The sequence below is a fragment of the Klebsiella sp. CSG-1 genome, from assembly GCF_056521145.1.
This window is the reverse complement of record NZ_JBWNLD010000003.1, coordinates 558,056-576,576: the sequence shown is the minus strand read 5'-3', so window position 1 is coordinate 576,576 and position 18,521 is coordinate 558,056. Positions and strand designations below refer to the sequence as shown.

General features: G+C 51.6%; 19 protein-coding genes and 2 tRNA genes. 7 read left to right on the top strand and 14 right to left on the bottom strand.

The genetic code is table 11. The annotated features are described in order from the left end of the window. Positions 1-28: 28 nt before the first annotated feature. Positions 29-1,516, top strand: coding sequence for an alpha-amylase (gene amyA / locus AC007G_RS10700; protein ID WP_032686884.1), 1,488 nt, complete (start codon positions 29-31; stop codon positions 1,514-1,516). Positions 1,517-1,562: 46 nt separating this feature from the next. Here the strand turns inward: amyA and yedD are convergent, their stop codons facing one another. Further along, positions 1,563-1,979, bottom strand: a complete 417-nt coding sequence (gene yedD / locus AC007G_RS10695; RefSeq protein ID WP_163920680.1) for a lipoprotein YedD — start codon at positions 1,977-1,979, stop codon at positions 1,563-1,565. 463 nt (positions 1,980-2,442) lie between these two features. On the opposite strand from yedD, the gene rcsA reads away from it, so the two are divergent. Continuing rightward, complete coding sequence (rcsA, locus tag AC007G_RS10690) at positions 2,443-3,066, top strand: transcriptional regulator RcsA (protein WP_032686882.1); 624 nt, start codon at positions 2,443-2,445, stop codon at positions 3,064-3,066. Between the two features lie 54 nt (positions 3,067-3,120). Here rcsA and dsrB read toward each other — a convergent pair whose 3' ends face one another. Next, the gene (dsrB, locus tag AC007G_RS10685) at positions 3,121-3,309 is read right to left on the bottom strand and encodes a protein DsrB (protein ID WP_004864183.1); all 189 of its coding nucleotides are present in this window, start codon (positions 3,307-3,309) and stop codon (positions 3,121-3,123) included. Positions 3,310-3,494: 185 nt separating this feature from the next. Between dsrB and yodD the strand changes: the two genes are divergently transcribed. Next, entirely contained in the window at positions 3,495-3,722 is a 228-nt protein-coding gene (gene yodD / locus AC007G_RS10680) for a YodD family peroxide/acid resistance protein (RefSeq protein WP_032686881.1), read from the top strand. A gap of 289 nt (positions 3,723-4,011) precedes the next feature. On the opposite strand, the gene dgcQ is transcribed toward yodD, so the two are convergent. From dgcQ to AC007G_RS10665, 3 genes are all read right to left on the bottom strand, one after another. Continuing rightward, positions 4,012-5,685, bottom strand: coding sequence for a cellulose biosynthesis regulator diguanylate cyclase DgcQ (gene dgcQ, locus AC007G_RS10675; RefSeq protein ID WP_142630805.1), 1,674 nt, complete (start codon positions 5,683-5,685; stop codon positions 4,012-4,014). Positions 5,686-5,792: 107 nt separating this feature from the next. Next, positions 5,793-5,972 (bottom strand): YodC family protein, encoded by a 180-nt coding sequence (locus tag AC007G_RS10670; protein WP_015583987.1) that lies wholly within the window; start codon positions 5,970-5,972, stop codon positions 5,793-5,795. A gap of 76 nt (positions 5,973-6,048) precedes the next feature. Next, entirely contained in the window at positions 6,049-6,960 is a 912-nt protein-coding gene (locus AC007G_RS10665; RefSeq protein WP_032686879.1) for a DUF808 domain-containing protein, read from the bottom strand. Positions 6,961-7,189: 229 nt separating this feature from the next. Here AC007G_RS10665 and yedA point away from each other — a divergent pair, with 229 nt between their 5' ends. Continuing rightward, a complete protein-coding gene (yedA, locus tag AC007G_RS10660; protein WP_015583985.1) occupies positions 7,190-8,101 on the top strand; it encodes a drug/metabolite exporter YedA in 912 nt (303 codons plus the stop codon). Here yedA and AC007G_RS10655 read toward each other — a convergent pair. The 4 genes from AC007G_RS10655 to drpB are packed head-to-tail and all read right to left on the bottom strand — an operon-like array spanning position 8,076 to position 11,060. Then, entirely contained in the window at positions 8,076-8,531 is a 456-nt protein-coding gene (locus tag AC007G_RS10655) for a very short patch repair endonuclease (protein ID WP_046852264.1), read from the bottom strand. The two genes, yedA and AC007G_RS10655, sit on opposite strands and share 26 nt — an antisense overlap. A gap of 19 nt (positions 8,532-8,550) precedes the next feature. Next, entirely contained in the window at positions 8,551-9,984 is a 1,434-nt protein-coding gene (locus AC007G_RS10650; RefSeq protein ID WP_032699358.1) for a DNA cytosine methyltransferase, read from the bottom strand. 56 nt (positions 9,985-10,040) lie between these two features. Continuing rightward, on the bottom strand, positions 10,041-10,736 hold the full coding sequence (locus AC007G_RS10645; RefSeq protein WP_064356907.1) for a phosphohydrolase: 696 nt from the start codon (positions 10,734-10,736) through the stop codon (positions 10,041-10,043). Between the two features lie 42 nt (positions 10,737-10,778). Further along, the gene (gene drpB, locus AC007G_RS10640; protein ID WP_142630806.1) at positions 10,779-11,060 is read right to left on the bottom strand and encodes a cell division protein DrpB; all 282 of its coding nucleotides are present in this window, start codon (positions 11,058-11,060) and stop codon (positions 10,779-10,781) included. Between the two features lie 591 nt (positions 11,061-11,651). Between drpB and AC007G_RS10635 the strand changes: the two genes are divergently transcribed. Further along, the gene (locus tag AC007G_RS10635) at positions 11,652-12,722 is read left to right on the top strand and encodes a porin (RefSeq protein ID WP_142630807.1); all 1,071 of its coding nucleotides are present in this window, start codon (positions 11,652-11,654) and stop codon (positions 12,720-12,722) included. Positions 12,723-13,015: 293 nt separating this feature from the next. Here the strand turns inward: AC007G_RS10635 and AC007G_RS10630 are convergent. Then, a tRNA-Ser gene (locus AC007G_RS10630) sits at positions 13,016-13,105 on the bottom strand. Between the two features lie 87 nt (positions 13,106-13,192). Between AC007G_RS10630 and mtfA the strand changes: the two genes are divergently transcribed. Together mtfA and AC007G_RS10620 are read left to right on the top strand one after the other, a co-directional pair. After that, positions 13,193-13,993, top strand: coding sequence for a DgsA anti-repressor MtfA (gene mtfA / locus AC007G_RS10625; protein WP_163920771.1), 801 nt, complete (start codon positions 13,193-13,195; stop codon positions 13,991-13,993). Positions 13,994-14,093: 100 nt separating this feature from the next. Beyond that, a tRNA-Asn gene (locus tag AC007G_RS10620) sits at positions 14,094-14,169 on the top strand. A 117-nt stretch (positions 14,170-14,286) separates the two neighbouring features. On the opposite strand, the gene AC007G_RS10615 is transcribed toward AC007G_RS10620, so the two are convergent. The 4 genes from AC007G_RS10615 to AC007G_RS10600 are packed head-to-tail and all read right to left on the bottom strand — an operon-like array spanning position 14,287 to position 18,519. Continuing rightward, positions 14,287-15,150: a ribokinase gene (locus tag AC007G_RS10615; RefSeq protein ID WP_047665259.1), complete on the bottom strand. Its 864-nt coding sequence runs from the start codon at positions 15,148-15,150 to the stop codon at positions 14,287-14,289. Between the two features lie 2 nt (positions 15,151-15,152). Continuing rightward, entirely contained in the window at positions 15,153-16,010 is an 858-nt protein-coding gene (locus AC007G_RS10610) for a MurR/RpiR family transcriptional regulator (RefSeq protein WP_032686873.1), read from the bottom strand. Further along, positions 16,010-16,981 carry an ABC transporter permease gene (locus tag AC007G_RS10605; RefSeq protein WP_032686872.1) on the bottom strand — a complete coding sequence of 324 codons (972 nt, stop codon included), beginning with the start codon at positions 16,979-16,981 and terminating at the stop codon, positions 16,010-16,012. Before AC007G_RS10605 ends, AC007G_RS10610 begins: the two co-directional genes overlap by 1 nt. Positions 16,982-17,016: 35 nt before the next feature. After that, positions 17,017-18,519, bottom strand: coding sequence for a sugar ABC transporter ATP-binding protein (locus AC007G_RS10600; protein WP_032695316.1), 1,503 nt, complete (start codon positions 18,517-18,519; stop codon positions 17,017-17,019). Positions 18,520-18,521 lie beyond the last annotated feature (2 nt).

Genomic DNA, 18,521 nt, shown 5'->3' with positions numbered 1-18,521 from the left:
CAGCTTGATGACGTCTGGAGCATGGAAGATGAAAAACCCCACGTTACTACAGTGCTTTCACTGGTATTACCCCGCCGGCGGCGAGTTGTGGCGCGAGGTCGAAGCCCTGGCCCCGAACCTGAATGAAATTGGCATTAACATGATTTGGCTACCGCCGGCTTACAAAGGCGCGTCCGGCGGTTACTCCGTCGGCTACGACAGCTACGATCTGTTTGATCTCGGTGAGTTCGACCAAAAAGGCTCGATTGCCACGAAATATGGCGATAAAGCCCAGCTCCTTGCCGCCATTGCGGCCCTTCACCAGCACGATATCGCGGTGCTGCTTGACGTGGTGGTCAACCACAAGATGGGCGCAGATGAGAAAGAGCAAATTCGCGTGCAGCGCGTCGATGAGCAGGACCGGACGCAAATCGCTGAAGAGATTATCGAATGCGAGGCCTGGACACGCTACACCTTCCCCGTCCGGGGCGGGCAGTATTCTCAGTTTATCTGGGACTACAAATGTTTCAGCGGCATCGATCACATCGAGAATCCCGACGAGGACGGCGTTTTTAAAATTGTTAACGATTATACCGGCGAAGGCTGGAGCGATCAGGTCGATGATGAAATGGGTAATTTCGATTACCTGATGGGCGAGAATATTGATTTCCGCAATCATGCGGTCGCCGAAGAGCTGAAGTACTGGGCCCGCTGGGTTATGGAGCAAACCGGCTGCGACGGTTTCCGTCTCGATGCGGTTAAACATATTCCCGCGTGGTTTTATAAAGCGTGGATCGACCATGTCCAGGAAGTGGCGACAAAACCGCTGTTTATCGTGGCTGAGTACTGGTCGCATGAAGTTGATAAGCTCCAGCAATATATCGAGCGCGTCGACGGTAAAACGATGCTGTTTGACGCCCCTTTGCAGATGAAGTTTCACGAGGCGTCACGCCAGGGGCGCGACTACGATATGAGCCAGATTTTTAGCGGCACGCTGGTTGAAAGCGACCCGTTTCATGCCGTTACGCTGGTGACCAACCATGACACCCAGCCCTTGCAGGCGCTGGAGGCCCCCGTCGAACCGTGGTTCAAACCGCTGGCCTATGCGCTCATTCTGCTGCGCGAAAACGGCGTTCCCTCGGTTTTTTATGCCGACCTCTTCGGTGCCAGCTATGAAGATACCGGTGGTGATGGCCAGACCTATGCCATTGAGATGCCGGTGATTGAACAGTTGCATGAACTTATTGACGCCCGCCAGCGTTTTGCTCACGGCGTCCAGACGCTGTGGTTCGATCATCCCAACTGTATTGCGTTCAGCCGCAGCGGCACCGATGAAGATCCGGGATGCGTCGTTGTATTGTCTAACGGCGATGAGGGAGAGAAGCTGCTGACGCTGGGTGCCAACTATGGCAATAAGCGCTGGAAGGATTTTCTGGGCAATCGTCAAGAGGTGGTGGAAACCGACGACGAAGGCTGCGCCACCTTTACCTGCAACGGCGGAAGCGTCAGCGTTTGGGTCATTGAGGAGGTGCTGTAGTCGTTGGAAGCACGCGGGCTGAACGTCGTCTCAGCCCGCAGCGGCATTAGTTCACGCTTTTCCCTGCCACGGCTTTTTTCCACGCCTGCTCGCACTCGGCGGTCAGGCGGTCAACGCGAGTCAGGGTCATGCGATCGTATTGCAGCGTGTTACCTGAACGCTCAACAGGATACACATCAAGTCTGGAGGTGACGTTATAGACCTGCTCATCACGCAGCATTAATTTACCCGGCGTGGCGATGACGCGCTGCCACTGGCGACAATCGAGGGTATCGCCATTTTTCGTCACAATCAGGCTGGCAATCGCGTCCGGGCTCATCATTTCGCTCTGCGGGCCTTTTGACTGCCAGTATCCCTCTAACCCGGCGGGCGCTGGCGCTTTGACGACGGTATCGTAATTATCAACCTGGACACATCCCGCCAGCATCAACAGCGCACCGGCAATCACTAACTTTTTCATCATCCATCCCACAAACCGATAAAAAAGTATTGTGGCATTAAAGCGTTAAGCCCGCCACCCCTCCCGCTGACCCGCGTCAAACTGGCCAACATGACCCTACGCAAAACGCCACCGTCGCCCTCGGGAAAAAATGCCGCCGCATTATTAATTAATAACGATAATGAAGCAGTGATGACAAAGTGCTGGCTATTTACGCAATCAACATAAGGAAAATCCTAAAAATATTTATTATTTGGGGCCTACGCTCTCCGGGAAAGCGGCAATTTTGCTTTTAATTCCCTCACATAACCCGGACCGCACATTACTTTGGGAGTATTCCTGGCAAATTATGGGCAATATTACGGAATAGTTTAGACTCTCTGATGGTTCCTGTGCTGAACCGGGTTTTTATTACCCACTTAAATGGATTTCATCGCACTTGTCGGCGAGGGATAAATTATCGTTACGTGTTGATTGAGGATGGGTCATGTCAACGATTATCATGGATTTGTGTAGCTATACCCGGCTGGGATTGTCCGGGTATCTGACAAGCCGGGGAATAAAAAAGCGCGACATTAGTGAAGTACATTCTGCGGAATGCCTGAAAGAAGCCTGTGAATTCATGCGTCCGGCAGTGGTATTTATCAATGAAGATTGCTTTATTCATCATCCGGACAGCAATCAGCTTATCCGGCATATCATTAACCAGCACCCTGGGACGTTATTTGTTATCTTCATGTCGTTAGCTAACATTCATTTTGATCACTATCTGCTGGTGCGCAAGAATTTACTTATTAGTTCCAAATCGCTGACACCAAAAGACCTTGATGAAATTCTGGGTAATCGTCTTAAATACGATAATTACAGCAGCGCCCGCATCAATATACCGACACTTTCGCTAAGTCGTACCGAATCGAATATGTTGCAGATGTGGATGGCGGGCTATGGTACGGCGCAGATTTCAAGCCAAATGAACATCAAGGCGAAGACGGTTTCGTCGCATAAAGGAAATATTAAAAAGAAAATTCAGACTCACAATAAACAGGTGATTTACCATATCGTGCGCCTGGCGGAAAACATTACCAGCGGAATACACGTTAACCTGCGCTGAACCATGCGCAGGCAAAACTGGCGGTGCTCTCCGCCAGTTCAGATGCCTCACGAACTAATCTTCTCTCTCAACAAAGATCCCGTCCGGATGCCCTGCTTCGTTAAAAAACCAGATCCCCAGCGGGTAGTCTTCCAGCGAAACCAGATACATTGTCCCTTCACTAAACGACTCTATTGCCAGAACTACACCCGATCGACGTGGGCCACCGTCGGTCTTCACCGTGACACGATCGTTCACCTGCATAACTTATCTCCTCTATTTTTGAGCCAGTGTAGAACAAAACTGCCCGCTGTGCAGCGCCCTGCCCGGTGAGTGGCGTTTTTATAGACCATCCGCCATTGCGGCTGCCCCTGATGCTGCGCCGACCATCCTCTGATTTTATGCCTATACTTAAACAGGCACGATCTGAGCCAAGCGAGGTAGCCATGATGAAAACCGCCAAAGGTAGTGGATATGAGGGAAGTCGCGGGGTGAATGTCGATGTAGATGCCCTGCTGGCGGCGATTAATGAAATCAGCGAGAGCGAGATACGGCGTTCGCGGGACGATCCGCATCACGTCAGCGTTGATGGCCGCGACTATCACACCTGGTGCGAACTAGCGGAAGCGTTTGAACTCGATATTCATGACTTTAGCGTCACGGAGATCAACCGCTAGGTACAGGTGAAAAAAATCCCGACTCGCAGGAGTCGGGATGAAACTTGCTAATGCAAGAAGCACTTGAAAATTCGTTACACCGGGATATCCGTTGCGGGAAAACATTATCCTCAATTATTTTGCATGACAAGAGCTATTCATGAAGAAAATAATTGAGAAATGGGATGAACTTTCTGTCACTCACCCAGGATGCTGATGGCGCAAGGGTTTATTGCGTTCTTTTTCCCCCGATCGCTCACTGACCTCGGGTGTTTTTTTAAGATAAATCTCATTTCTCAAAAGCGACGCACTACAGCAAATCGGCAAAGCAGACCTGGTTGCGTCCATTTTGTTTGGCGAGGTAGAGCCGGTGATCGGCCGTTGACTGCAGGTTTTCAAAATTAAACCCGGCAGAATCATCGCTGCTGCTCACCCCCAGTGAAGCACTGATCCGCAAACTGGTGTCGTTACAGAGGAGAATTTCACGGCTATAAATGCGGATGCGGATACGTTCGGCGATGGCTGTCGCCATCTGTAAGGTGGTGTCAGGCATCACAACACAAAACTCTTCACCGCCGACACGTCCAGCCAGATCGCCTTCACGGATGTTGCTGGCAATGGTACTGGCAACCAGCGACAGCACGCGGTCACCCGCCTGGTGTCCATGCTGGTCATTCACCTTCTTAAAGTAATCGAGATCGAGCTGGATCACCGAGATCGGCCGACCTGTCCGCTCGCACATTCTGGTGGTGGCAATCGCCCTTTCAAATAAGGCGCCGCGATTCAACAGGCGGGTTAACGCGTCATGCCAGGCCTGCCACTCCAGCGACTTTTGCAGAACACTCATGTTGCGCACCATCCGCAAAATCACCTGCCAGGAGATGAGCAGCATCAGCGTAAAGAGTAGCCACATCAGCGTCAGCGCGATAGTAATGGTCCCGAAAGCACCGCGCACGCCTTCCTGGAGCGTATGGATTCTCAGCAGCATGCCATCAAAGTTGTTTAATTTCTGCCAGCTGATATAGCGCGTTAATAAGCGAATCCCCCCCTGGTTTTCATGCAAAAACGCGTAGCTAAGCATTGCCCGTTCACGGGCAGACAACAGGCTCAATACATTCCCCGACGCTGAGGAAGCTATCAGGTTCAACCGACTGTCATACAGCTGGTATTCCCCCTCCTGGCCTCCCTGAATGGCGCTGACCAGAAACGCTTTCATCTCTCGCACCGAAAAATCCATCGACAGCACGCCGAGCCAGTCATGTCGGAAATCAAGGGGAATAGAGGCCGTCACCACCGAATCATCGTTTTGCGCGCGCTCATCGAAAACGGTCTGCCAGATAACCCCGCGATCGGGATTGTTCCGCTGCGATTGCCGGATAAACCACGAGGCGGCGATCGCATGGGTATAGAGCGTCTGGGCCTGTACCGCGCTCTTTGGCAATTCGGTGCTGGTAAAAAAACCGCTGCGCGAAATGTACAGCATGCGTTCGTTAAAGCCACGATTATCGTTGACCAGACGCAGGAGATACCCCAGCTCCAGAACCGCCATCAGCTCATTACCGGTCAGGGCATCGTTACGCGAGAGCGCGCTCTGACTGTCGACAAAGTCATCGGAGACGCCATACACCGGGAGAGTACGCCGGTTATGTAACGCCACGGACCAGATAGGTTCATGGCGTTTGCTCATGTATTCCTGCTCTGCATGACGCAAAATCTCAAAATCCAGCGGCGTTTCAAGCGCCGACTGCATCCCGTTGCGGAAAAACACCATTCTGTCGATGTTGAACAGCAGCAGACTGTCCATTTCATGGGCGACGTTTTCAAGATTGTTGCGCTGGTTGGTAACGTAGGCCCCTTCCAACACCATCACTTCGCGCCAGATCAGGAGCGTAGAAACAAAAAGTACTGCGACAAAACAATAATTAACCACATGTCCCGGGCTAGAAACACGGCGAAGTTTTCTTACCCACTGTGGTTTATCCATTGTTCTCTCGCAGTACCATCAAAGCAACAAACGTCATCAACGCTCCCTGTTGGTTAAATAAGCAGTATAACGACAAAGCGCCCGGCTTTTGCCGGGCGCTACAGGAGTCAGGCACTCTTCTGTCGCTGCCCTTCCCCACGAACTAACTCATCTTCACGGAACGCCTCGCGTTTAACGACATAACCGTCATACCAACGACATTCAACCATTCCGCTGGCGAAGCCCGTCACAACCATGCGCGGCCCTCCGCTCTTTCGCCTCACTTCATCACTGACCAACAATACCATTTTTTAGTCCGTCATCTGGGAGAAACTGTTTCACCATAGACGAAGCTGAGCGATTTTGCATAATCAGCGGCAGATTTTACTCCGCCGTAGCGCGAAACCCGGTGATAACCTTCACGCCAGCCAGCACCACCGCGCCGACGATAAAGCCTAGCACCAGGTTGACGCCGGTCGGCAGCAGTGAGGCGATGAGAGCGGACTGCTCCCCTGCCCAATGTTCAACCGCATGATGAAGGGGCGCGATGCCGTGTACGATAATGCCGCCGCCGACCAGAAACATCGCCAGTGTCCCGACGATGGAGAGAAGCTTCATCAGGCGCGGCGCAACCGCCAGTAACCCGTTACCGACCCAGCGCGCCAGCGCGCTGCTCTTCTTCACCAGCCAGTAGCCCATATCATCCAGCTTCACGATAATCCCGACCAGGCCGTACACGCCAACGGTCACCAGGATCGCAATCCCGGAGAGAATCAGAATCTGATTGAGCAGCGGCGCATCGGCCACGATACCCAGCGTAATGGCCACGATTTCAGCGGACAGAATAAAGTCTGTGCGTATCGCCCCTTTCACTTTATCACGTTCAAATGCCAGCGGATCTTGCTGCGCCAGCGCCTCCAGACGCTGCTGACGGGCCTGCGGATCTTCCTTGTGTTTGCGCGCCTGCAGGCTGTGCAGCACTTTCTCAACGCCTTCATAGCACAGGAATGCGCCGCCCAGCATCAGCAATGGCGTAATCGCCCAGGGAATAAACGCGCTGATCAGTAAGGCCAACGGCACTAAAATCACTTTATTGACGAACGATCCCTTTGCAACGCCCCAGACAACGGGGAGCTCACGATTGGCCCTAACGCCCGTGACCTGCTGGGCATTAAGAGAGAGATCGTCTCCCAGCACGCCGGCCGTTTTTTTCGCTGCCAGTTTCCCCATCATGGAAATATCGTCCAGCAAGGTGGCGATATCATCCAACAGCGTTAAAAGACTACTTCCTGCCAAAATTGTATTCCTTCATTTATTGAGGGTTAATCCCCAGGCGCTCCGGCTGCAACCTGAACGCTTAGCGGCCATGTCCGCATAAGTATGAGGTAAAAGTGCTTTTTCGCCCAGAGGTGCACAGAGTCAATATAAATTTAACAATTATCGATCAATTAAAGCACTCGCCAGCGCAGTAGTTTTCACGTTTACTATATGTCTCCTTTCTATCTCTGTACCGTCGTGAGGACGTATGTCTACCCGCCAGCTTCTGCCCCTTATCGGAGCCCTGTTTGCGCTTTATATCATCTGGGGATCGACCTATTTTGCCATTGCCATTGGTGTTGCCAGCTGGCCCCCGTTGATGATGGCCGGTATCCGCTTTCTCTCCGCCGGCGGGCTACTGCTCGCTTATCTGCTGGCAACCGGTCACTCGCTTCCGCCGCTCCGACCTCTGCTCAATGCGGCACTGATCGGCATCCTGCTGCTGGCCGTCGGAAACGGTTTTGTCACCCTGGCCGAGCACCAGCATGTGCCTTCTGGCATTGCAGCGGTCATGGTGGCGACTGTGCCGCTCTTCACGCTCTGCTTTAGCCGTTTTTTTGGTATCACCACCCGCAAGATTGAGTGGCTGGGGATTGCCATCGGTCTGGCGGGCATCATTCTGCTTAACAGCGGCGGGAATCTGAGCGGTAATCCGTGGGGGGCGCTGTTGATTCTTATCGGCTCCATGAGCTGGGCATTTGGTTCCGTTTACGGTTCCCGGATTGAGCTTCCGACAGGCATGATGGCCGGTGCGATTGAAATGCTCGCCGCGGGAGTCGTCCTGGCGGTCGCCTCCTGGGCGACCGGCGAAACCCTGAGCCAAATGCCGTCGTGGTCAAGTATTTTTGCCGTTGCCTATCTGGCGATTTTTGGCTCTCTTATCGCCATTAACGCCTACATGTATTTAATTCGTAACGTCACCCCCGCCGTCGCCACCAGCTACGCTTACGTGAATCCCGTGGTGGCGGTCCTGCTGGGGACCGGATTTGCCGGAGAGAGCCTCTCGTCCATCGAATGGCTGGCGCTGGGGGTAATTATTTTTGCCGTTGTGCTGGTCACGCTGGGGAAATACCTGTTCCCCGCCCGAGCTGAAGTTACGCCTTGTGAGGTGGAGAAGTAAGCTGTAGCTCACCAATGCCCAGCGTGTCGATCTGCGCGCGGTCACCACCGCCGCAGATCCACTCTTCCAGGCGCTCACTCAACGCCTCATCGCTCAGCTTTAATCGCCCGCGCAGCGCACATTCCCAGACGATCAGCACCCGCCACCCTCGCTCCTGCAACCGCAGGATATCGCGGCTATCGCGCGCGACGTTCTTGCCGATTTTATCCAACCAGAATTCCGTGCGCGTCGCGGGCACTTTAAACAGATAGCAACGATGGTGATGCCAGAAACAGCCGTGGGTAAAAATCACGCAGCGGTACTCTGCCACGACAAAATCGGGACGCCCCGGCAAAGTCGCATCCTGAACAGTAAACGTAAATCCGCCCTGAGCGAGCAGCGCGGCGAGCCGTTTTTCGATTGCCGTATCGCGCTGGCCAATCGCCCGCATGTTTTTACTGCGCGTGTTTTTATCGTGGACGTCCACCGTCTTGATCCTCGGATTCACGCTGCGCCACGGCCTGCTCGATTCGCGGCGCAAGTAATTTCGCGACGGCCGCAAACACCGGCACCACGACTGAATTACCGAACTGGCGATAGGCCTGGGTATCGGAAACCGGAATGCGGAAGCGATAGCCCTGCGGACTTTCAAACCCCATCAACCGTGCGCATTCGCGCGGCGTCAGCCGACGCGGACGACGAAGCTGATTTTGCGTATCGTCGAAGTGTTGTTCGCCCAGCGGGCGATCCCAGCCGCGATCGACCAGAATCTCGGCACCGTCTTTGTAATAGCGCGCGGATAGCGTGCGCGCCACGCTCTGAGGATTACGTGGATCAACCAGGCCGTAACCAAACCCGTTGCCCAGCGCCTGATGCTTGCGCGCATAGTGATACAGATACTTCCACAGCACTGGCGTCAGAATAAATTTAGCATCCACCGTCGGTTCCAGCAGATCGCCAAAGGTCGGGCGCGCGGTCGGGTAAAATTTTGAGATATCGCGCAGGGTAAAACCGTCGTGCAGCTGGAGATCGCGACGGAAGCCCACCAGCACAATACGTTCGCGGTGCTGGGGTAAGAAATGACGTCCATCGATCACTTTCGGATCGTCGGCGCCGCTGTGGTCGGCATCGGAGACTTCATAACCCAGCTCATCCAGCGTCTGCATGATAATGCGGAATGTCCGTCCTTTATCATGGCTTTTCAGGTTTTTAACGTTCTCCAGTACAAAGATGGCAGGCCTGCGGGCAGCGATAATTCTGACCACATCAAAGAACAGCGTTCCCTGGGTTTCACACGCGAAACCGTGGGCCCGGCCCAGCGCATTTTTCTTCGATACTCCGGCCAGCGAAAAAGGCTGGCAGGGAAAGCCCGCGAGCAGAACATCGTGCGGAGGAATCGTATCGCGAATATGCTGCGCGGCTTGTTCATCGCTCACATCCGGGCGATGGCTGAGGGTAATATCACGAATATCTTCGTTAAAGCGGTGCTGATTCGGGTCACAATACCAGTTGGCTTTGTAGGTGCGCACCGCATGCTTATTCCATTCACTGGTGAAAACACACTGTCCGCGGATCGCCTCAAAGCCGCTGCGGATCCCGCCGATTCCGGCAAACAGATCGACGAACCGGAAAGCATAATGGGGATGGTGGGCCGGCGGTGGCGGCAGCAGCGTTGCCAGACGGGCATACTCTTTGGCCGTTATACGGTTAGCCGCCCGCTCAACCGTCGCCACGCGTTTTAATATAGCCGGGCTCCAGTGACGATCGCCAACGGCCAGCAGAAATGCCACCAGCGTTTTCACATCGTATATTGCCATCAGCTGGCGCAGCAGCGCCTGAGCCTCTTCCCCGGCATGTTCCGGTGGCAACAACAGGCTCTTTTCCTTCGATAAATTTTGCGGCATACCCTCAACCAGCCCGAACAATTTTGCAGAGATTACCATAAATCATGCGGGCAGTTTCAGGCCAGTGGCTCAAAGCGCCTTAAAACCGCCTCATCGACCGACTGCGGGTCGCCGCGAAGCTCAGCGCTAAGCTTGGCCATAAATTGCACGAGGAAGCGCGCATTGTGTAGCGCCATCTCTTTGCCTTTGTCCGTTTGCATCGTCTCGGGTAAACGCAACAGCTTGCACTGGAAATGGTCCAGCGCATATTTTTTGTCATCCAGCTTACGCCGGTCAGCAAAGGGATCGTCAGCATCAAACAAGATGTTGTTCAGTGCCCCGGACACCGCGAAGACGCGGGCCAGTCCAATTGCGCCGAGTGCCTCCAGCCGATCGGCATCCTGGACAATTTTCGCCTCTGCGCTTTGCGGGGAAATACCGGCACTGAAACTGTGCGCTTCAATCGCATGATAAACGGCAGGATAGCGGTCGCACGGAAAGTCCGGGAATGACGACTGGAGAATAGCCAGCGTTTTTTCTGCCGCCATCACCGAGGAGCGGCTGCGCTCGGGATGGTTTTTCGGCAGGCTAACAATGTCATGAAAATAACAGGCGGTCAGAATGACCAGACGATCGACTTGACTCTCTTCAGCCAGCCGCTGTGCGGTTCCCCACACGCGCCGGAAGTGCGAAATGTCGTGGGCCGAGTCGCCCTCGGTGAGATGTCCCGCAAGCCAGGCTTCAAAGCGTTGCTGCCAGTCAAGTTGTTGCATACACGTTCCTCTGAGAGAAGGTCAGCGTTGAGCATAGCAACTTTAATCGTGTTGTTCATGCATCCCGGAGTCAGGGCGGGTGTACCAGGCTATCGCCCCGAGGATGGCGCCGACAACGCTCAGCACAAGAAAACCGAGCAGAGCACCAAGCCACTTACCTGACGTCGATCCCAGATCGCCGTCAATTGTCGCGCCGGGGACACTTTCAATTTTACCAACGACCCACCAGTAGCGCGCCATTGCCCACAGAAAGTAACCACAAAAGGCATAAAAGACCCACAGGGCAAGTTTCCCGCCCGGGCTTCGTTTCGCTTTCTGCTCCATTAACTCCTCTCCTTTAACTGACAACGAAACCGCAGCACATGGCCAAAAAAAGTGATGCGCGTCACATTATACTGTGAAAAAGATAACGAAACAGCACCTTCCTCCCGTGAACAACCGCGTTTAACCATCGCGAGATAGCGATGCTTTCGCGCCAGCATCTCAGGATTTATTGTTCATCGTCGTAAAGCCGCGACGGATAATAATAACAAGATACCTGAGGGATATTTTTCCATCGTCAAAACCTGCATCAATCCGAACGCATATTTCAGCCTGGCGCATTATCGATGAGTTAAATAACCCACCCAAATCATTCAAACAACAGCCATAATTCATAGAAATAAAATTAGTGACATAAATATATCAACAAAAACACTTAACATATTGTTATTGAAAACAATAAACAACAAAAATACATCATTCCAAAATGATAACTTTTTAATATAAAAATTCAAATAGAAACATTTTGTAATATTGGATATAACTTATTTACATTTTTATTTTAAATAAAAGTGAACCTTACCGATAGTATGAAATTGTTTTCTGCAATACTCATCTCCATTCATATTAATGATGATTAAAAGGGAATATATAATGAAAAGAAAAACACTGGCACTTCTGGTTCCGCCATTACTATTGGCCGGAGCAGTTAATGCGGCAGAAATCTACAATAAGAACGGAAACAAGCTCGATTTCTACGGCAAAATGGTAGGTGAACATATTTTCACCGACACCGATCGCAACAACAGTGACAACAACTCCAGGGATACCACTTACGCCCGTTTCGGCGTCAAAGGTGAAACCCAGATTAACAGTGACCTGACTGGCTATGGCCGGTTTGAGTACAACATCAAAGCGGATAAACCAGAAGGCGAACAGGGTAGCGCTACGCGTCTGGCGTTTGCCGGTTTAAAATTCGCCAACTACGGCTCATTTGATTATGGTCGTAACTATGGCCTGGTTTATGACGCGGCGGGTTACACCGATATGCTGGTCGAATGGGGTGGCGATGGCCTGGTGGCGACCGACAACTTTATGACGGGTCGTACCAACGGGATCGCCACCTACCGTAACAGCGACTTTTTCGGCCTGGTTGACGGCCTGAATATCGGGCTGCAATACCAGGGTAAAAATAATAACCGCGATCGTTTAAAAGCTAACGGTGACGGCTATAGCACATCGGTCGATTACAGTATCGATGGATTTGGTTTTGCCGCCGCCTACAGTAATTCAGACCGTACCGACGAGCAGACGGCAGACCGTAAAGGTGAAAACGCAGAAGTCTGGAGTTTAGCCGCGAAGTATGACGCCAATAGCATTTACACGGCGGTGATGTATGCCGAATCGCATAACATGACGCCAATGGCCAACGGCGTTTTCGCCAACAAAACGCAAAATATCGAGGCCGTCGTTCAGTACCAGTTTGATTTCGGTCTGCGCCCTTCTCTCGGCTATGTCTATGCTCAAGGCAAAGATCTCGGCACAAACGGCGGAAAGGATGCTGAAATTATGAATTATATCGAACTGGGTACCTGGTACTACTTCAACAAAAATTTCAATGTCTATAGTGCTTACAAATTTAACCTGATCGATCACAAAGACAGCATCATCACGGGTGCCGCCGAAGACGATCAGTTTGCTCTCGGTATTACCTATCAGTTCTGATACGATTTACGCTTTAAAGCCCGCCGTGTGCGGGCTTTGTTTTTCAGATTCGACTTCTGCTCTGCCCGCCGCGTCTTCCATTAACGTCAGTAAACGCCCTTCTCTTCTCGATAGTGATGAAGACAGAAATCTTCCGCTCGCAGGAAGCATTCCGATATCATCGAGGTGAGCTCTTCCCGTCAACGAGAAATCAGAGGATGATGATTGATGGACATTCGACGCTCGGTTATACCAACACAATAGAAGTGTGTGACGCGGGTCGTTGAAAGGAATTGTCGTAAGTGTTTGAATAGTGGCGGAGAGAGGGGGATTTGAACCCCCGGTAGAGTTGCCCCTACTCCGGTTTTCGAGACCGGTCCGTTCAGCCGCTCCGGCATCTCTCCGCTGAGGTTGCTATAATGCCAGGTTCTTTGGCACTTTAATAGTTCCTGTCTCTTTAATGATGTTCAAGTGACGACTTTGCGAGCAATATGATGTTTAAATGGCCCTGGAAAGTAGATGAAGAGTCCGGCAACGCAGAAATGCCCTGGGAACACGCGCTTGCCATTCCTGTTTTAGCCAATCTTTCTGCACAAGAACAGCAGGAACTGGTGCAGATGGCGGCACGCTTTCTGCAACAAAAACGTCTGGTTGCCCTGCAAGGGCTTGAACTCACTCCGCTGCAAAACGCCCGCATTGCAATGTTGTTCTGTTTGCCGGTTCTTGAGCTTGGCATTGAGTGGCTGGATGGCTTCCACGAGGTGCTAATCTACCCTGCCCCATTTGTGGTTGACGATGAATGGGAAGACGATATTGGTCTGGTCCACAGTCAACGGGTCGTCCAATCCGGCCAGAGCTGGCAACAAGGGCCCATTATCCTGAACTGGCTGGATATTCAGGACTCTTTCGATGCATCTGGTTTCAACCTTATCGTGCACGAAGTTGCACATAAGCTGGATACCCGCAATGGCGATCGCGCCAGCGGCGTGCCGCTGATTCCGTTGCGCGAAGTCGCTGGCTGGGAGCACGACCTCCACGCGGCGATGAATAACATTCAGGATGAGATCGATCTGGTTGGGGAGAGCGCCGCCAGCATTGACGCCTATGCGGCGACCGACCCGGCCGAATGTTTTGCCGTGTTATCTGAATATTTCTTTAGCGCACCAGAGCTGTTTGCTCCGCGCTTTCCGGCGCTTTGGCAGCGTTTTTGCCATTTCTATCGTCAGGATCCCTTACAAAGATTACGTGAGAATGGCCAGCTGGATACAGACGACGGGCATCTTGTGCACTAAAACAACGAGTTGATTTAAATTTAGCCATTTGAATCAGTGAGTTAATTTTAGTGTTGACACAAAAATGCCAGGCCAGTAGTATGCGCCTCGTTCACACGATTCCTCTGTAGTTCAGTCGGTAGAACGGCGGACTGTTAATCCGTATGTCACTGGTTCGAGTCCAGTCAGAGGAGCCATATTTAAGAAGCCCGCTTAAGAAAACTTAAGCGGGCTTTTTGCTTTTCATTCTTCTTCTGAAGAAAAATCAGCTGCTAATTTTGCCATACTGAGGCTCTGGATGACGGAATACTTCTTTATGCCCGGGGCTGAGAGACATGGCGGGCGGCAGCTTCATTCGCCCGAAATACCGCATCGCTAAGCACCTCTCCATGCATCAGGCTGGTGCATAAAACCCCCATAAAACAATCACCAGCGCCATGAGTACTCACCAGCGTTATCCGCCTGGCGGCTAAAGTCGAGCCCGCAATGCCCGCTTCACAAAACGCGACACCATGTTCGCCGGCTGTGACAACAACCTGAGAGAAACGTTTAGCCAATAATTCCGCAGCTTCCAGGGCTGAGGAAAGGTCGTTCACCGTCACTCCACACATATCACGTGCCTCTATAGCATTAACCACCAGCAACGTGATGCAGCTTTCCAGCTGCGGGCTCAGTTCTCTGGCCGGCGCCGCATTGATACAGACAGGAATCCCCCGCTTGCTGGCTTCGATGGCCGCATACAGATTTATCGTTTCCGGAACTTCGTTCTGGAGAACCAGCATTCCGGCATCTTGCCAGATGTCACCCTGTTGAAAGAGTTTTGCAGGAATATGCTGATTCGCATTTGAGACGACAACCGCACCATAATCACCATCGACATCAGAAATCGCCACGCTCATCCCGGAAGGGATCTCATCTATTGTGGCGACCGATCCGATATTGACTCCGGCATCACAAAGCGTCTGCAGAAGAAACGCCCCTTGCGCATCAGCCCCTACCGCACCAATAAAAATGACGTCCCCTCCCGCACGAGCAGCGGATATGGCTTGATTGCCCCCTTTACCGCCAAATTTGTAAGTGCAGCCCGAGCCCATTACCGTTTCACCTTTTTCCGGACGATGGTGCGCATCCAGCATAATGTCGTAATGAAGGCTCCCCGCTACAACAATTTTACTCATGGTTAATATTCCCGCAGGTCCTGAACCGCATGCTGGGTTTTCATCAAATTCTTCTCCGCCTGCTTCAGATCTTTCTTGGCAATGGCCACAAACAATGCATCCAGAATATTGAGCTGAGCAATGCGTGACGCGGCGTTTTCCCCTAACAAATGCGATCCCTGAGAAGTTGAATTGAGTACCACATGCGCGTTACGCGCAATAGGCGATTCGGCATAATTCGTAATCGCAATCACTTTGGCACCATTGCGTGCCGCCAGTTTTACCGGATCGTTAACGGCACGCGTTGCGCCAGAGTGACTGATTGCAAGTACAGCATCGTCGTCAGATAGCACCGCAGCGGACATCAACATAATATGGGCGTCATCATATACCGTCGACTTAATACCAATTTTTAAAAGCTTGTGGGATAAGTCACGTGCTACCGTGGCGGAACCACCGACAGCATATAAGTCAATATGTCGAGCCTTGAATATAATATCCGCAGCGCGGTCGAACTCTGCAATATCCAGAATAGACATCGTCTCTTCAATAGCCTGAATTGATGTTCTGAATACTTTTGACAACAGTTGTTCCGATGAATCATCAGGCTCAATTTCCGCGTGTAAACTTGCCACCTCAGATTGGTTATAATAAATCAAACCAGTTCTGAAATTTCTAAAACCTGAAAAGTTAAGCTTCTTGGCTATTTTGACAATCATCGCCTCTGAAACATTATTCTCGTGGGCAATTTCTTTTAGAGAAGTTTGCTCAGTAATATCAGTTCGGGCGATGATAGCCTCAACCACACGTCGCTCTAAAGGTGTCAGCTGGGGTAGTCGCATACGTATTTGAGCACCAATGGCTCGTGGATCCTGCTTCATTACTTGCCTCTGGTCGCTCTGTCAATCAACATCGCTATGATAATAATAAGACCAGTCGCAAGCAATTGGTAAAAAGCCTGGATATTAAGTAACGTCAGGCCATTGCGTAGCGCACCAAGAATGATGGCGCCGATAATTGTACCTACTACGCTACCTTTCCCTCCCATCAGAGACGCGCCGCCAATAGCCGCCGCGGCAATGGCATCCAGTTCCCACAGATTGCCAATCGTTGGTTCCGCAGCACCTAACCGACCAATCAAGATCAGTGAGGCCAGAGAGGCCAGGGTTCCTGAGATAACAAATACCGTGACTTTGGTTCTTTTCACCGGCACGCCGGCAACGCGAGCCGCTTCTTCATTGCCGCCGACAGCCAGAATATATTCTCCTAACGGCGTTTTATTCATGACGGTCCACAGTACCAAAGCAATAACGGCAACAATAACGATAGGCGTTGGAATGCCAAAAATTTCACTGTTAATCAGGCTACGGAATTCCGTCGGGATACCAAATACCGGATTGCCGCCGGTATAAATCAGTGCGATAGCACGGAACAGCGACAGCCCCCCGAGGGTAACAATGAAGGGTTGCAATCCGGCATAGGCCACCAGCGAACCGCTAAAGACACCGCAGATAGCCCCAATTCCCAGCGTTGCCAGAATGGCCAACGGCACGGGGACTCCGGCAACCATCATGGTTGCCCCTAAAACCGCTGATAATGCTGCAGCCGGCCCCACCGAAAGATCGATACCTCCGGAGATAATGACCAGGGTCATCCCGAGCGCAATTAATGCGTTAATGGATGATTGCTGTAAAATATTCAACAAATTAGGAATAGTGAAAAACACCGGTGATAAAAAAGAAAACGTAATAATGATAATAAGCAAACCAATTAAGGTTCCGGCATCGCGAAGGTTAAATTTAAACGGCAGTGCACGAAGCTTTTCTGGCCGGGAATTACTTTGTGAAATCATGATTATGGCCTTTCAAATTAATAAAGGTAAGAAATTCAAATGGTCTCTTCGACATCTTTAATGGCATAGCGTGCAATATTATCTTCCGTGATGGCGTCACCTTTCAGTTCCTTAGTAATCTTCCCTTCACGCATAACCAGTACTCGGTCAGAAATACGAATAATCTCTGTCATCTCTGAAGAGACAACAACAATTGCCTTGCCTGAACGGGCCAGTTTTTCTATCAGATTATAAATTTCTGATTTCGCCCCAATATCAATCCCTCGGGTTGGTTCGTCAAACAGAAAAACCTGAGCATCTGCGGCAACCCAGCGTCCAATAATAACTTTCTGCTGATTACCGCCACTTAATGTGCCAATCGTTTTATCAATGTTCAGTGGTCGTAGCTTCAAATCGCTCATGACTTCATGCGCAACCCGGTTAAGCTTAACTTTGCCGATCATCCCGGCAATGGTGAAGTTACGCATCGAAGGCAGTGCCATATTCATCTTCACCGCACGCTCTTTGATAATCCCCTCTTTCTTACGGTCCTCCGGGACCAGGCCAATGCCTGCCCGAATCGCGGCACTTACGTTGTGATTACGCACCGCCTGGCCATTAACAAACACGTTACCGCTGCTGCGTTTATCAATACCGGCAATCAGTTTCATCAGTTCCGTACGCCCGGCGCCGACCAGACCCGCAATACCGAGCACCTCACCCGCACGGACGGTGAAACTGGCATCGCGCACAGCGCCACCACGCGAGAGATTCTCAACGCGAAGAACTTCACGGTCGGTCACATATGAGTTGTGCTCAAGTTTCTCAATCTTGCGTCCGACCATTTTTGAGACAATGCTTTCTTCATCCTCATCACAAATGTTCACCACCCCAACCTGCCTGCCATCACGCATAATAGTGGCCCGGTCGCAGACTCTGAAAATTTCGTTCATCTTATGAGAAACATAGATAAGCGATACCCCCATAGACTTCAGATCCGAAATCAGTTCGGCCAGCCGGTCAAACTCTCTCGGCGTCAGACTGGATGTCGGCTCGTCCATGGCGATGATTTTTGCATCGTCCAGCATGGCGCGAGCAATCTCCACGATCTGCTGCTGTGAGACTTTCAGGTTCTTGATCGGCTCATTGGGATCAATTGTCGGATCCAGCTGTTTGAGAATCAGCTTCGCTCTTTCCAACTGAGCGTGTTTATCCACCCATAAACCTTTTGCCCTGGTGAGCGGCCGGCCAAGAAACATATTCTGCGCAACGGAGAGTTCCGGAACATGCTGTAATTCCTGATGAATCATGGCAATACCGGCATGACGGGCGCTGAGCGGATTCTTCATCTGAACGGTCTGTCCGTTCACGCTAATCTCGCCGCTATCGGCCTCTCGTACACCTGAAAGAATATTTAACAGCGTGGATTTTCCGGCGCCGTTTTCACCAATCAGGGCATGAACCTCGCCAGGTTTGACCGAAAAGTCCACGTCCTGTAATGCCGCCGCGTTACCGTATGTCTTACTTATCCCACGCATCGTTAAGCGATACTGTTCCATAC

What these genes read in the sequence shown, in the direction of transcription:
- amyA (WP_032686884.1), top strand. Translation starts at nt 29, where the DNA reads ATGAAAAACCCCACGTTACTACAGTGCTTTCACTGGTATTACCCCGCC.
- yedD (WP_163920680.1), bottom strand. Translation starts at nt 1,979, where the DNA reads ATGATGAAAAAGTTAGTGATTGCCGGTGCGCTGTTGATGCTGGCGGGA.
- rcsA (WP_032686882.1), top strand. Translation starts at nt 2,443, where the DNA reads ATGTCAACGATTATCATGGATTTGTGTAGCTATACCCGGCTGGGATTG.
- dsrB (WP_004864183.1), bottom strand. Translation starts at nt 3,309, where the DNA reads ATGCAGGTGAACGATCGTGTCACGGTGAAGACCGACGGTGGCCCACGT.
- yodD (WP_032686881.1), top strand. Translation starts at nt 3,495, where the DNA reads ATGAAAACCGCCAAAGGTAGTGGATATGAGGGAAGTCGCGGGGTGAAT.
- dgcQ (WP_142630805.1), bottom strand. Translation starts at nt 5,685, where the DNA reads ATGGATAAACCACAGTGGGTAAGAAAACTTCGCCGTGTTTCTAGCCCG.
- AC007G_RS10670 (WP_015583987.1), bottom strand. Translation starts at nt 5,972, where the DNA reads ATGGTATTGTTGGTCAGTGATGAAGTGAGGCGAAAGAGCGGAGGGCCG.
- yedA (WP_015583985.1), top strand. Translation starts at nt 7,190, where the DNA reads ATGTCTACCCGCCAGCTTCTGCCCCTTATCGGAGCCCTGTTTGCGCTT.
- AC007G_RS10655 (WP_046852264.1), bottom strand. Translation starts at nt 8,531, where the DNA reads ATGCGGGCGATTGGCCAGCGCGATACGGCAATCGAAAAACGGCTCGCC.
- AC007G_RS10650 (WP_032699358.1), bottom strand. Translation starts at nt 9,984, where the DNA reads ATGCCGCAAAATTTATCGAAGGAAAAGAGCCTGTTGTTGCCACCGGAA.
- AC007G_RS10645 (WP_064356907.1), bottom strand. Translation starts at nt 10,736, where the DNA reads ATGCAACAACTTGACTGGCAGCAACGCTTTGAAGCCTGGCTTGCGGGA.
- drpB (WP_142630806.1), bottom strand. Translation starts at nt 11,060, where the DNA reads ATGGAGCAGAAAGCGAAACGAAGCCCGGGCGGGAAACTTGCCCTGTGG.
- AC007G_RS10635 (WP_142630807.1), top strand. Translation starts at nt 11,652, where the DNA reads ATGAAAAGAAAAACACTGGCACTTCTGGTTCCGCCATTACTATTGGCC.
- mtfA (WP_163920771.1), top strand. Translation starts at nt 13,193, where the DNA reads ATGATGTTTAAATGGCCCTGGAAAGTAGATGAAGAGTCCGGCAACGCA.
- AC007G_RS10615 (WP_047665259.1), bottom strand. Translation starts at nt 15,150, where the DNA reads ATGAGTAAAATTGTTGTAGCGGGGAGCCTTCATTACGACATTATGCTG.
- AC007G_RS10610 (WP_032686873.1), bottom strand. Translation starts at nt 16,010, where the DNA reads ATGAAGCAGGATCCACGAGCCATTGGTGCTCAAATACGTATGCGACTA.
- AC007G_RS10605 (WP_032686872.1), bottom strand. Translation starts at nt 16,981, where the DNA reads ATGATTTCACAAAGTAATTCCCGGCCAGAAAAGCTTCGTGCACTGCCG.
- AC007G_RS10600 (WP_032695316.1), bottom strand. Translation starts at nt 18,519, where the DNA reads ATGGAACAGTATCGCTTAACGATGCGTGGGATAAGTAAGACATACGGT.